12 protein-coding genes are annotated in these 12,603 nt (G+C 68.9%); 6 read left to right on the top strand and 6 right to left on the bottom strand.

Features of this window, described 5'->3' with window-relative positions; all coding sequences use genetic code 11:
• Nucleotides 1-4 precede the first annotated feature (4 nt).
• The 3 genes from nusA to MEU52_RS07770 all read right to left on the bottom strand — a co-directional run bounded on the left by nusA (nt 5) and on the right by MEU52_RS07770 (nt 3,287).
• The gene (gene nusA / locus MEU52_RS07780; RefSeq protein WP_238120527.1) at nt 5-1,603 is read right to left on the bottom strand and encodes a transcription termination factor NusA; all 1,599 of its coding nucleotides are present in this window, start codon (nt 1,601-1,603) and stop codon (nt 5-7) included.
• The gene (rimP, locus tag MEU52_RS07775) at nt 1,603-2,460 is read right to left on the bottom strand and encodes a ribosome maturation factor RimP (protein WP_238120528.1); all 858 of its coding nucleotides are present in this window, start codon (nt 2,458-2,460) and stop codon (nt 1,603-1,605) included. The genes nusA and rimP overlap by 1 nt, the downstream gene beginning before the upstream one ends.
• A 311-nt stretch (nt 2,461-2,771) precedes the next feature.
• A complete protein-coding gene (locus tag MEU52_RS07770; protein WP_238120529.1) occupies nt 2,772-3,287 on the bottom strand; it encodes a universal stress protein in 516 nt (171 codons plus the stop codon).
• 218 nt (nt 3,288-3,505) lie between these two features.
• Between MEU52_RS07770 and MEU52_RS07765 the strand changes: the two genes are divergently transcribed.
• Both MEU52_RS07765 and MEU52_RS07760 read left to right on the top strand, forming a co-directional pair.
• On the top strand, nt 3,506-4,354 hold the full coding sequence (locus MEU52_RS07765) for a bestrophin-like domain (protein ID WP_238120530.1): 849 nt from the start codon (nt 3,506-3,508) through the stop codon (nt 4,352-4,354).
• A 61-nt stretch (nt 4,355-4,415) separates the two neighbouring features.
• A complete protein-coding gene (locus tag MEU52_RS07760; RefSeq protein ID WP_238120531.1) occupies nt 4,416-4,865 on the top strand; it encodes a GlcG/HbpS family heme-binding protein in 450 nt (149 codons plus the stop codon).
• A gap of 77 nt (nt 4,866-4,942) precedes the next feature.
• Here the strand turns inward: MEU52_RS07760 and MEU52_RS07755 are convergent, their stop codons facing one another.
• Nucleotides 4,943-5,533 carry a malonic semialdehyde reductase gene (locus MEU52_RS07755; RefSeq protein WP_238120532.1) on the bottom strand — a complete coding sequence of 197 codons (591 nt, stop codon included), beginning with the start codon at nt 5,531-5,533 and terminating at the stop codon, nt 4,943-4,945.
• Between the two features lie 214 nt (nt 5,534-5,747).
• Here MEU52_RS07755 and MEU52_RS07750 point away from each other — a divergent pair, with 214 nt between their 5' ends.
• Nucleotides 5,748-6,989 (top strand): pyridoxal phosphate-dependent aminotransferase, encoded by a 1,242-nt coding sequence (locus tag MEU52_RS07750; protein WP_238120533.1) that lies wholly within the window; start codon nt 5,748-5,750, stop codon nt 6,987-6,989.
• A complete protein-coding gene (locus tag MEU52_RS07745; RefSeq protein WP_238120534.1) occupies nt 6,986-8,044 on the top strand; it encodes an AbrB family transcriptional regulator in 1,059 nt (352 codons plus the stop codon). The genes MEU52_RS07750 and MEU52_RS07745 overlap by 4 nt, the downstream gene beginning before the upstream one ends.
• Before the next feature lie 119 nt (nt 8,045-8,163).
• Here the strand turns inward: MEU52_RS07745 and MEU52_RS07740 are convergent, their stop codons facing one another.
• Nucleotides 8,164-8,922, bottom strand: a complete 759-nt coding sequence (locus MEU52_RS07740; protein ID WP_238120535.1) for a M48 family metallopeptidase — start codon at nt 8,920-8,922, stop codon at nt 8,164-8,166.
• Between the two features lie 73 nt (nt 8,923-8,995).
• On the bottom strand, nt 8,996-10,426 hold the full coding sequence (locus MEU52_RS07735) for a polyhydroxyalkanoate depolymerase (RefSeq protein ID WP_273546098.1): 1,431 nt from the start codon (nt 10,424-10,426) through the stop codon (nt 8,996-8,998).
• A gap of 173 nt (nt 10,427-10,599) precedes the next feature.
• Between MEU52_RS07735 and MEU52_RS07730 the strand changes: the two genes are divergently transcribed.
• Together MEU52_RS07730 and MEU52_RS07725 are read left to right on the top strand one after the other, a co-directional pair.
• Nucleotides 10,600-11,955, top strand: coding sequence for an ActS/PrrB/RegB family redox-sensitive histidine kinase (locus MEU52_RS07730; protein ID WP_238120536.1), 1,356 nt, complete (start codon nt 10,600-10,602; stop codon nt 11,953-11,955).
• 80 nt (nt 11,956-12,035) lie between these two features.
• On the top strand, nt 12,036-12,590 hold the full coding sequence (locus tag MEU52_RS07725) for an ActR/PrrA/RegA family redox response regulator transcription factor (protein ID WP_238120537.1): 555 nt from the start codon (nt 12,036-12,038) through the stop codon (nt 12,588-12,590).
• Nucleotides 12,591-12,603 lie beyond the last annotated feature (13 nt).

Below are 12,603 nucleotides of genomic sequence, written 5' to 3'. Positions count from 1 at the left end.
GATCTCAGGCGTTGGCGGAGGCGTCGTCGTCCTCGCCCGCGGGGGCGAGGTCGTCGGCGCTGATCCAGCCAGCCGCCACGCGCGCCTGCATGATGAGATGCTCGGCGTCTTCGCGGGTGAATTCGAAACCGTCCAGGGCACCGGCATGGCGGATGGTCTCGCCATCCTTGCGCTCGCTCCAGCCGATGAGGTCATCGGTGGCGCAGCCGGCCAGGTCCTCGACGGTCTTGATGTCGTTCTCGCCGAACGCCACCAGCATCTTGGAGGTGATGCCGGGGACATCCTTCAGGGCATCCTCGACGCCCAGCTCCGTGCGGCGGGCATCCAGCGCCTCCTCCACCTCGGCGAGGTGCTTGCGGGCGCGGGACTGCAGCTCGGCGGCGGTGTCCTCGTCGAAGCCCTCGATGGAGGCGAGCTCGGAGATCGGCACATAGGCGATCTCCTCCACCGAGGTGAAGCCCTCGGAGGTGAGCAGCTGGCCCATCATCTCGTCCAGGTCCAGAGCCTCGGAGAACATCTTGGTGCGCTCGGCGAATTCCTTCTGCCGCCGCTCGCTCTCCTCCTGCTCGGTCATGATGTCGATGTCCCAGCCGGTGAGCTGGGTGGCGAGCCGCACGTTCTGGCCGCGACGGCCGATGGCCAGCGACAGCTGGGCGTCGGGCACCACCACCTCGATGCGCTCGCGCTCCTCATCGAGCACCACCTTGACCACTTCCGCAGGGGCCAGGGCATTGACGATGAAGGTGGCGATGTCCGGATTCCAGGGGATGATGTCGATCTTCTCGCCCTGCAGCTCGTTCACCACCGCCTGCACGCGCGAGCCGCGCATGCCGACGCAGGCGCCGACCGGATCCACCGACGAATCGCGGGAGATGACGGCGATCTTGGCGCGGGAACCGGGATCGCGGGCCACCGCCTTGATCTCCACCACGCCGTCGTAGATCTCCGGGACTTCCTGGGCGAACAGCTTCGCCATGAACTGGGGATGGGTGCGGGAGAGGAAGATCTGCGGGCCGCGCGGCTCGCGGCGCACATCATAGATATAGGCGCGGATGCGGTCGCCGGTCTTCACGGTCTCGCGCGGCAGCAGCTCGTCACGGCGCAGGATGCCTTCGCCGCGGCCGAGGTCCACCACCACGTTGCCGTATTCGACGCGCTTGACGAGGCCGTTCAGCACCTCGCCGATGCGGTCCTTGTATTCGTCATACTGCCGGTCACGCTCGGCCTCGCGCACCTTCTGCACGATCACCTGCTTGGCGCTCTGCGCGGCGATGCGGCCGAAATCGAATGGGGGCAGGGTGTCGGCGATGGTGTCGCCGACCTGGGCCGCCGGATTGTGGCGCCGGGCGCCATCCAGGGTGATCTCGGTGGCCGGGTTCTCCACCTGGTCCACCACCAGCAGGTGGCGGGCGAGGCGCAATTCGCCGGTGCGCGGATTGATGTCGGCGTGGATGTCCGTCTCCTGGCCGTAGCGCGAGCGCGCGGCCTTGGCGATGGCATCCTCCATGGCGGCAATGACGATGCTGCGGTCGATGGACTTCTCACGGGCGACCGCGTCGGCGATCTGCAGAAGCTCCAGTCGGTTTGCGCTGACGGCCACCATCAGTGCGTCTCCTTCACGCTGCCGGTGTTCTCAAAATTGGATTTCTTGGCGTTGGACTTCTTGGCCCCCGCCTTTTTGCCTTTGGCCTTCTTGCCCGCCACCTTGCCGGTAGCGGCCTTGTTGGCCACAGCCTTGCCCGCAGGCGCCGGCTTGCCAGAGGTCGATTTGGCTGCGGTCGATTTGGCTGCGGTCTTGCGGCCAGACGCGCTCTCGGCGGGCGCGTCGGCGTCGTCCGCAGCTTCGCCGTCGGCGCCTTCGAGGAAGGCTTCCTCGTCGTCGTCCAGCTCCTGGCCGGCGGCCTTGGCGGCGCGCAGGGCCTCGGTGATCAGGGCGTCGGTCAGCACCAGCTTGGCGTCGTGAATGTCGGCCATGGGTAGCTGAACGGTTGCGTCCTCGTCGGCGCGGGCGTCATCGCGGCGCACCACGGCGCTGTCGCCCTCGACGCCGATGAGCAGGCCACGGAAGCGCTTGCGGCTGGCCACGGCGGCGGCCATCTCCACCTTCACCTCGTGTCCGGCCCAGCGCACGAAATCGGAGCGGCGCACCAGCGGGCGGTCGATGCCGGGGGAGGACATTTCCAGGCGATAGGCGCTGGCGATGGGGTCTTCCACGTCCAGCACCGGCGAGAGGGCGCGGGAGGCCGCCTCGCAATCGTCAATGCTCATGGTGCCGTCGGGGCGTTCGGCCATGATCTGGACCGTGCCGCCATCGCGGTTCGTCACCTTCACCCGCACCAGCCGATAGCCCAGCCCGCCGAGCACGCCGTCGGCGATCGCGGCCACGCGGGCGGCCACTCCGGTTTCGGTGATGAGGCGCGGCTCGTTCGGATCGTCGAGCGCGACGAGGGTCTCGGTCATGTCCCTCCGGGACGGCTGGCGCCGGGCGCCGATGGCGCGCGGCTGGGAAACGGGTCCGCTTGGGCGGAGACTGGCCTGCGCGGTTCGTGGCCGGTCCGGCGTGGAAGGCCGGATAAACAGAAACGGAGCGGGTCCCGGTGGGGCCCACTCTCATCACCTTCGACTGCGATGGCGCTGAGGCATCCCCATCAGGGGACGGCGCTAATATAGCGGGAATCCCGCCGGGTGCAAGGCCGGGGTGCAAGGCCGGGCTACAAGGTGGGCTGCAACCGGCGTCGGTCGGGCAGGCGCCCGGGCGGCGGCGGGGCGGGTCAGGCGAGGGCGTCGATTTCGGCATCGGTGAGGGCCCCCGGCACCACCGTGATGGGCACCGGGAAATGCCCGGATTGGAAGCCCACCAGCGCGGTGACCAGCGGGCCGGGGCCCTCCTTGCCCACCCCGGCGCCCAGCACCAGAATGGCGATATCCTGATCGTCGGCGATGAGGCCCGTCACCGCCTCGGCCTTGGAGCCCTCGCGGATCACGGTTTCGGCATCCACCCCGGCCACCTGGCGGGCGCGGGCGACGAATTTGTCGAGCCGGCTGCTCATGTCGTCATGGGCCTCGGCGCGCATCAGGTCGGCCACTCCCAGCCATTGCTGGCGCGCCCCTTCGAGCTCCAGCACACCGAGCAGCACCACCGCTCCGGCGGTGCCGGCGGCACGACGGCTGGCGTAATAGACGGCGCGGTCGCATTCCGGCGTGTCGTCCACCACCACCAGAAACTTGCGACGATGCCCCGGCTCGCGGCTGCGGCGGGGCAAGGCGGAGGTGGACGCTGCGGTCATGGCGGCCTCGGGCGGTCCGGCGCGCCGGCTGCGCCCGCGCATCTGGGGCGGGCGGCCGCGGCACGGCGGAAAGATTCGACGGTGGCGCATGCTGCCACGACGCGGGCCGGCACGGTGAAAAAAGTCGCCCCCGCAGCGATGGACGCCATGGCCAACCTTGAACTAAGAGGCGCCGTGGGGCCCGTGGCGGGCGGGACCTCGTGGAGGAGGGGCCCCCGATGATCGTCAGCTTTGCCGACCACCTTGCGCAGTGGCCGAACGTCCTGATCGTGCTGAGCGTCGCCGTTGTGCTGCTGCTGGTGCTGGCCCTCGTCCACCGGCTGGGGCGGCTGCTGCCGCGGGAGGGCGCGGAGGCGCGCTCGGCGGCCGCCCTGGACACCTTCAAGGTGCTGGGACCGCTGGCGGGGGTGTTCCTCAGCTTCTCGCTGGTGCAGGCCATCGGCCAGTTCCGCACCGCGGATCTGAACGTCAGCCGTGAGGCGGCCAACATCTACCAGCTCGATCGCGCCCTCAACGGTGCCTCGTCCATCATGGATCCCGGCCCGGCGCGGCTGGCGCTGCGCGCCTATGTGCGCGAGGTGGTGACCTCCGGCTGGGCCGCCATGCGCCGCGGCGGCGGCGAGGCGCCGGAGACCGCGGCGGCGCTGGCGCGCCTGCAGCTGGAGGTGGATGCGCTGCTGGAGAATCTGCCGCTCGATGCCCGCTTTTCCAACGACATCGACAAGAATCTCGATGATGTGCAGGACGATCGGGCGGCGCGGCTGGGCATCGCCCGGGGGGGCCTGCCGACGGTGATGTGGTGGGTGCTCGGCGCCCTTTTGTGCCTGCTGTTCGCCTGCGCGGCCTGCCTGCAGGGGGCGCAGGCGCGCCATCCGCTGCCGATTCTCTATATCGCCGGTCTCGGCATGCTGAGCGCGCTGCTGTTCATCATGGATCGTCCGTTCCAGGGCGAGCTCAGCGTCTCGCCGGCGCCGCTGGTGAAGGTGGAGGCGCAGCTGGAGGCGCGCCTGAAATCGGCGCCGCTTCAGCCCGCGCCATCGCCCCCCACCCATTCAACGCCCCGGTGATTTGGTCTAGACAAGCTCGACCCACCCCGAGGGGCGCCCGCCTCGACCATTGGAGATCCCCATGACCGCCTCTGCCGCCGACCTCTCCCTCGATCAGGCGCAAGTCCTCATTGCCGCGGCCCTCGCCCATGGGCGCGCGCAGGCCATGAACCCGCTGGCCATCTGCGTGCTCGACGTCCGCGGCGCGCTCAAGGCATTCGCGGCGGAGGATGGCGCCAGCCTCAAGCGCGGCGAGATCGCGCGCGGCAAGGCCGATGGCGCCCTGGCGCTGGGCATCGGCTCGCGCTCCCTGTTCAAGCGGGCCAAGGACCAGCCCTTCTTCATCAGCGCCGCCGCCAGCGCCATCGGCGGCTCGCTCGTGCCGGTGCCCGGCGGGGTGCTGGTGCGCGACGGCGCCGGCCAGATCATCGGCGTCGTCGGGGTGTCCGGCGATACCTCGGACAATGACGAGGCCTGTGCCATCGCCGGCATCGTCGCCGCCGGCTTCACCGCCGATCCCGGCGTCGACTGAGCCGCCGGCTGACCGCAACAAAAACCCCCCGTCGGCAGGGCCGGCGAGGGGCGTCTTCCCGGGGCAGGGTTGAAGGATCAGACGATCTTGGCGGCGTCCTCGAAAGCGAGGCGCGGCAGGCGATCGAACAGCTTGGAATGGTCGCCATGGCCGATGGCGGCGATGAAATTGGTCTTTACCGTGCCGCCGGGGAAGAATTCCGCATCAACCTTGGCCGCATCGAACCCGGACATGGGACCCACGTCGAGGCCCAGGGCCCGGGCGGCGATGATGAGATAGGCGCCTTCCAGGGACGAGTTGCGGAAGGCGTGGGGTTCCACCATCGCCGGGGTGTTCACGAACAGGTCGCGGAAGCCCGGGTTGTGCGGAAACAGCTCCGGAATCTTGTCATAGAAGTTCAGGTCATAGCCGACGATGGCGATGACGGGCGCCGCCAGGGCCTTGAGGTTGCCGGGCGACAGCGCCGGCTTCAGGCGCTCCTTGCCCTCCGCGCTGGTGACGAAGACGAAGCGCGCCGGGTGGGTGTTGGCCGAGGTGGGGCCGAACTTCACGATGTCGTATAGCGCCCGCAGCTCCGCTTCGCTCACCGGGGTCTCGGTCCAGCCGTTGTGGGAGCGCGCGTTGAGGAAAAGCTGGTCGATGGCAGCCTGGTCGATCTTCTGAGTCATGGGAAAATCCGAAGAAGGGAAGGGGCAATAAAGGTGGTCACTGCCATTTAGGCAGCCGGGGCGGTGGCAACAATGGCTCGGTTCGCAAAACCATGTTGCGGTGGTGCAAGCCCATCATCACCGGTGATGGGTGTTTCAATCGATTTGATGGGTTTCCGGCGCGCGGCGGCCTTATGGTCCGGCGCCGAACACGTCGCAGGTTCAGGATTTCGTCATGCCGCTGTCACCCTCCGTCACCGATGCCGCCTATCTTGAGCAGGTGCGCGCGCACATTCTCGCCTTGCCGGAGAGCGGCATCGTCGAGGTGATGAATTATGGGCGCGACCGGCCGGGCATGATTCCCCTTTGGGCAGGGGAAGGAGATGTGCCGACCCCCGCCTTCATCTGCGAGGCGGCCGCCACCGCGCTGCACGCCGGCGAGACCTTCTACACCTGGCAACGCGGCCTTCCGGAGCTGCGGGCGGCCATCGCCCGCTACATGAGCCGGGTGTATGGCGTGGCCGAGGATCCAGAGCGGTATTTCGTGACCGGATCGGGCATGCAATCCATTCTCATCGCGTTCGCCATGGCGCTCGCGGCGGGGGACGAGGTGCTGATTCCCTCGCCCTCCTGGCCCAATGCCGCCGCGGCGGCCCAGAAGACCGGCGCGGTGCCGGTGGCCGTGCCCTTCCGTTACGGCGCCGATGGCTTCCGGCTCGACATGGAGCGGTTCGAGGCGGCGGTGACGCCCCGCACCCGGGCGATCTTCATGAACACGCCCGCCAACCCCACCGGCTTCGTGGCCACCCGGGCGGAGCTGGAGGGTGTGCTGGCGCTGGCGCGCCGCCATGGTCTGTGGATCATCGCCGATGAGATCTACGGGCGCTTCTATTATGCCGATGCGCCCCGGGCGCCGTCGTTCCACGACATCATGACGCCGGACGACCATATCGTCTTCGTGCAGACCTTCTCCAAGAACTGGGCCATGACCGGCTGGCGCATCGGCTGGATCGAGGCGGATCCGCGGCTCGGGCAGGTGGTGGAGAACCTCATCCAATATTCCACCTCCGGCGTCGCCGCCTTCATGCAGCGCGGTGCCATCGCCGCGCTGGAGCAGGGCGAGCCGTTCGTGGCCGAGCAGATCGCCCGGGCGCGGGCCGGCCGGGACATCGTCGCCGATGCGCTGCTGGCCACCGGCAAGGTGGATCTAGTGAAGCCCGATGGCGCCTTCTACCTGTTCTTCGGCATCAACGGCCATCGGGATGTCGCCCGGCTAGGGCTGCGGCTGGTGGACGAGGCCAATGTGGGCATCGCTCCCGGCACCGCCTTCGGGCCCGGTGGCGAGGGCTTCATGCGCCTGTGCTTCGCCCGTGGCGCGGTTCAGCTCGAGGAGGCCGCGCGCCGGCTCTCCGCCTGGATCCGCGCCCATGGTGGGGCAGCGGCGCCCGCCCTCGAGACCGCGTTCGACCGCTCGTGAAAGGCCCCTCGCCCGCCGCCGTGCAGCAGGGGCTGGCGGCCCTGGCCACACTGGGCGCGGGCGCGCTCGGCGGCGCTGTGTTCTGGTGGCTCGGCTTGCCGGCCGGCTGGATCTCCGGCGCCCTGGTGTTCACCCTCGTCCTGGCGCTGGCGGGGGTGCAGGTGGCGGTGCCGGAGGGGCTGCGGTTCGTGGCCTTCATCATCCTCGGCACCTCCATGGGCACGGTGCTGACCCCGGACATGCTGGTGCGGGCCGGCAGCTGGCCCATCAGCATGGCGTGTCTGGCCGCCAGCGTGGTGGGCAGCATGCTCGCCGGCGTGCTGTTCCTCACGCGGGTGGCGGGCTGGTCGCTGGAGACCGCCCTGTTCGCCTCCACCCCCGGCGCCTTCTCGGCGGTGATGGCCATGGCGGAGGAGACCCGGGCCGACCTGCGGCAGGTGGCCTTCGTGCAGACGGTGCGGCTGTTCCTGCTGGTGGCGGCGCTGCCCAATGTGCTGGGCGTCACCGGCCTCGCGGGCGGCGGGCTGCAGCCGCCGCCCCATGTCTCCGGGATGCTGGATGTCCTCATCCTGTTCGCCGTCACCACCGCATGCGGCCTTGCGGCGGCGGCGCTGCGGCTGCCGGGCGGCCTCATCGTCGGGGCCCTGGTCGGCAGTGCCGGCATGCACCTGTGCGGCTGGTCCGATGCCGTGGTGCCGCCGCTGCTGCTGCTGCCGGCCTTCGTGGTGCTCGGCGCCGGGGTGGGGGTGCGCTTCCTCGGCACCCGGCTCGCCACCATCCGCTCCTACATCGTGGTGTCGGTGGGGGCGTTCGTGGTCTCCATCGTGGTGTCCGCCGCCTTCGCCCTGTGCGCCGTGCACCTCACCGGCGACGACTTCGGCAAGATGCTCACCGCCTTCGCGCCCGGCGCGCTGGAAGCCATGGCGGCGCTGGGCTTCGCCATGGGCTATGACCCGGCCTTCATGAGCGCCCACCACCTGTTCCGGTTCGTGGGCCTGTCCATCGCCCTGCCAGTGCTTACGCGCGTTCTGTTCGCCCACCCGCCGAAGACCTGAAGGACAGGGGAGCACACAGGGCGGCCGGGCGCGGGGCCGACGGTCCAGGCCGCAGGCGCCGCTGATGGCTCCCCATCCGCGTGGGCCTTCCGGTGGCCTCTGCTGACGGTGGATGGACCTTAAGGCGCGCCGTAGCGGTGCAGGCTCGCCCCGTGGTGGCGCAGCCAGGCCTCGGCTTCGCGCCGGGCCGGGAAGATCCGCTCCACATGCCGCCAGAAGCGCGGGCCGTGGTTCAGCTCCAGTCGATGCGCCACCTCATGGGCGGCGAGGTAGTCGAGCACGGATGGCGGCGCCAGGATCAGCCGCCAGGAGAAGGAGAGATCGCCCCGGGCCGAGCAGGAGCCCCAGCGGCTGGCGGTATCCCGCAGGGTCAGCCGGCCCACCTCGACCTGGAGCGCCTGGGCGTGACGCCGCACGCTGGTGGTGAGCTCCCGCCGGGCTTCGCGCTTGAGGAAATCGCTGACGCGCCGGGCCACGTGGGGGGCCGCGCCGGCCACGAACAGGGCCGGGGCGCCCGGCTCCCATTCGCCCAGCCATACGGTGCCGCGGGCCTCGGGGCGGTGGATGATGCGGTGGGGCACGCCGCGGATGGGCACCAGCGCGTCCGGGGCGAAGGGCACCACCTCCGGCAGCCGGCCGAGGCGCACCCGCACCCACTCCCGATGCCGGTGCACGAAATCGGCGGCGGTGGCCGCGGAGACGTGGGGCGGAGCGGTCAGCGTGACGTCGCGCGCGGCGGCGCGCACCCGCAGGGTGAGCCGCCGGGCCTGCGGATGCCGGCGCACGGCGACGTGCAGAACCTCACCATCGAGCGCCAGCTCGATGGCTTCGGTGGGCGCCCGTGGCGCCTTCAGGTCCTGGCGGCGAAACAGCGGCATGAGGGCACCAGTCTTGAGGAGCCTGATGACGATTTGATGTCATCTTCTCCGGTTCGCGGGCCCCCGACCAGAGCTAGGGCGCAGCATTCCGGGGATAAAGGGCGGTGACCTTGGCGGGTAGGGCGAACACGTCGGGCTCGTCGCTGCCGGTGGGGGCGGGGGCCGGCTCGACCTTGTCGCGCACCGTGCCGCGCGGCAGCTCCTGGGACAGGATGAAATCGGCGATGCGCGGTGCGATCTCGGCCCGGAAGCGGGAGCCGTTGAACACCCCGTAATGGCCGACGCCCGGCTGCTCCCAATGGGCCCGCTTGTCCTCTGGAATGCGCGGACACAGGCGATGGGCGGCCTTGGTCTGGCCGATGCCGGAGATGTCGTCCTTCTCCCCTTCCACCGTCATCAGCGCCACGCGATGGATCGCCTCCGGCTTCACCACCTGGGCATGATGCATGATCTCACCCTTGGGCAGGCTGTGGGTGATGAACACGTTCTCGACGGTCTCGAGGTAGAATTCAGCGGTGAGATCCATGACGGCGAGATATTCGTCATAGAATTCGCGGTGCTTTTCCGCCGAATCGCCGTCGCCTTTCACCAGATGGGTGAACAGGTCCCAATGGGCCTGCAGGTGGCGGTCGAGATTCATGCTCATGAAGCCGTTGAGCTGCAGGAAGCCGGGATAGACCTCGCGCAGCGCGCCGGAATGGGGCCACGGCACGGTGGTGATGACGTTGCGGCGGAACCAGTCGATGCCGCGATCCTTGGCGAGGGCGTTCACCGCCGTGGGCGTTTCGCGGGTGTCGATGGGGCCGCCCATGAGGATCATGGACTTGGGCACATAGGGGTCGTCTTCCGCCTCCATGCGCGCCACCGCCATCAGCACCGGCACCGCCGGCTGGCACACCGCCATGACATGGCAGTCGCCGCCGAGGCGGTGGAAAATGGAGATGATGTAGTCGACATAGTCGGAGAGGGTGAATTGCCCTTCCGAGGCCGGCACCAGCTTGGCGTCCACCCAGTCGGTCACGTAGACGTCGTGGTTGGGCAGCATGGCTTCCACAGTGCCGCGCAGCAGGGTCGCGTAATGCCCCGACATGGGGGCGACCACCAGCAGCTTGGGCTGGCGCTGCCGCGGCGGATGCTCGAACGCCCGCTCGAAATGCAGCAGATTGCAGAACGGCCGGTGCCAGACGGTATTCAGATGCACCGGCACCCGCTGGCCGTTGGACACGGTCTCGGTGATTCCCCAGTCGGGCTTTCCGTAACGGCGGGTGGTGCGCTCGAACAATTCGCACGCCGCCGCCATCGACTTGCCGAGCGTGGTGTGAGAGACCGGATTAATGGGATTTTTCAGAAACAGGCGGCTGGCGTCGGCCATGGCGCGGGAGGGATTAAGAGCAGCATGTCCCATCTCGTAGAGCCAGTACAACGGCGTCGACAGACCGAGATCCACGCCAGTTTCCACGTGCGCCGGGCGTTGTGTCGCCCCCGTGAACTCTCCGATGGCCATGTGCGTTCCTCGCTATTTTATTTGGAGACGCAGGTTGTGCCCTGTTTCCATCGCGGTCAATGCCAACCAAAGACATAGGCGGGATCTCATCTCGCACTATGGCCAAGATGTCACATTGTCGCGCTTTGCGACATTGAGTGTTACGCGCCGAACCTTGCGTGAAAGTGAATGAGATGAATCCAGCATTCGCCCCTCCTCTGCATGGGCGGTCCTTTGGACTTCGGGTCGACACTCTGATTCGTCTGCGCTGGCTGGCGATCACCGGGCAGATCGCGGCCCTGGTGGTGGTCAGTCTGCTGCTCGGATTTCAGCTGCCGCTGAGCTCCTGCCTGGCGGTCGTCATTCTTTCGGCGCTGGTCAATGTGCTGCTGCGGGCCAAGTATCCGGTGGCCCGGCGCCTGTCGGACGCCGCTGCCGGGCCGCTGCTCGCCTATGATCTGCTGCAGCTGACGGCGCTGCTTTACTTGACCGGCGGCCTCAAGAATCCATTCGCGCTGCTCTATCTGGCGCCGGTGATGATCTCGGCCACCGGCCTGGCCTGGAGCACGACGGTGCTGCTCGGCATCCTGGCCTCGGCCTGCGCCGGGGCGGTCGGCCTTTGGGCCCGGGCGCTGCCCTGGGCGGGGGATGCGGTGCCGGTGCTGCCGGACCTCTATCTCGCGGGCATCTGGGTGGCGCTCACGGTCTCCATCGGCTTCATCGGCATGCATGCCTGGCGCATCGCCGAGGAGGCGCGGGAACTGGCCGACGCGCTGGCGGCGACGGAACTGGTGCTGGCCCGCGAACAGCATCTGTCGGCCATCGACGGGCTGGCGGCCGCCGCCGCCCACGAGCTGGGCACGCCGCTGTCCACCATCGCTCTGGTGGTGAAGGAGATGCAGCGCTCCATGCCGCCCGACAACCCCTATGCGGAGGATGTCGCGCTGTTGCGCGACCAGGTCAGCCGCTGTCGCGACATTCTGCAGACCCTGACCTCGCTGCGCTCCGGCGATGCGCCGTTCGACCGCATGCCGATCCGCCTGCTGCTGGAGGAGGTGGTGGAGCCGCACCGCAATTTCGGCATCACCATCGGCATCGAGGCGCTGGAACACGCCGATGATCCGGTGATCAACCGCAACCCGGGCCTGCTCTATGGCCTGGGCAATCTGGTGGAGAATGCGGTGGACTTCGCCCGCAGCCGGGTGGACATCGCCGCGGAGTGGACGCCCTCCAGCCTCGTCATCGTGGTGCAGGACGACGGGCCGGGCTTCTCCCCGGAGGTGAGCGCCCGCATCGGCCAGCCCTATGTGACCTCCCGCGCCCGCGACCGCCAGGACGAGGATGAGGAGAGTGGACTCGGGCTCGGCTTCTTCATCGCCAAGACCCTGCTGGAGCGCACCGGCGCCAGCCTCACCTTCGAGAACCGGCCGCCGCCGCAGACCGGCGCATTGATCCGGATCACTTGGCCGCGCCCGGCATTGGCCATAGAAGCGGAACATGACGCGACAAACGGACGCGGAGCGGGCTATTCTGCCTCTAAACAAGGGTAAAAGCCGGCACAGGGTTCCGGTGCCATTGCACTCAGGGCGCGGGCTCGGGCCGCGCAGCAGGTCGACGAGGACAGATCACGATGAATGAGACGACGCCGCTCGAAGTGGGGGAAGACCGCACGGTCCTGATCGTCGATGACGATCGCTCCTTCCTGCAGCGCCTGGCGCGGGCCATGGAAGCCAGGGGCTTCCTCGTGACCAGCGCGGAAACCGTGGCCGATGGCCTGGCGCGCGTCGATGAGGCGGCGCCGGCCTATGCGGTGGTGGACATGCGCCTCGGCGATGGCTCGGGTCTCGATGTCATCTCCGCCCTCAAGCGGCAGCGCCCGGGCGCCCGCGCCATCGTGCTCACCGGTTATGGCAACATCGCCACCGCGGTGACGGCGGTGAAGCTCGGCGCCGTCGATTATCTCGCCAAGCCGGCCGACGCCGACGACGTGGTGGCGGCGCTGATGGCCAGCGGTGATCACAAGCCGCACCCGCCGGAAAATCCCATGTCCGCCGACCGGGTGCGCTGGGAGCACATTCAGCGGGTGTACGAACTGTGCGGCCGCAATGTCTCGGAGACCGCCCGCCGGCTGTCCATGCATCGGCGCACGTTGCAGCGCATCCTGGCCAAGCGCGCGCCGCGCTGAGGCGAAGCCGACC

The sequence above is a fragment of the Xanthobacter sp. NM-25 genome (genome assembly GCF_022138605.1).
Lineage (GTDB): Bacteria > Pseudomonadota > Alphaproteobacteria > Rhizobiales > Xanthobacteraceae > Xanthobacter.
Note: the sequence above shows the minus strand (reverse complement) of the source record. Positions and strands in the feature narration are given on the sequence as shown.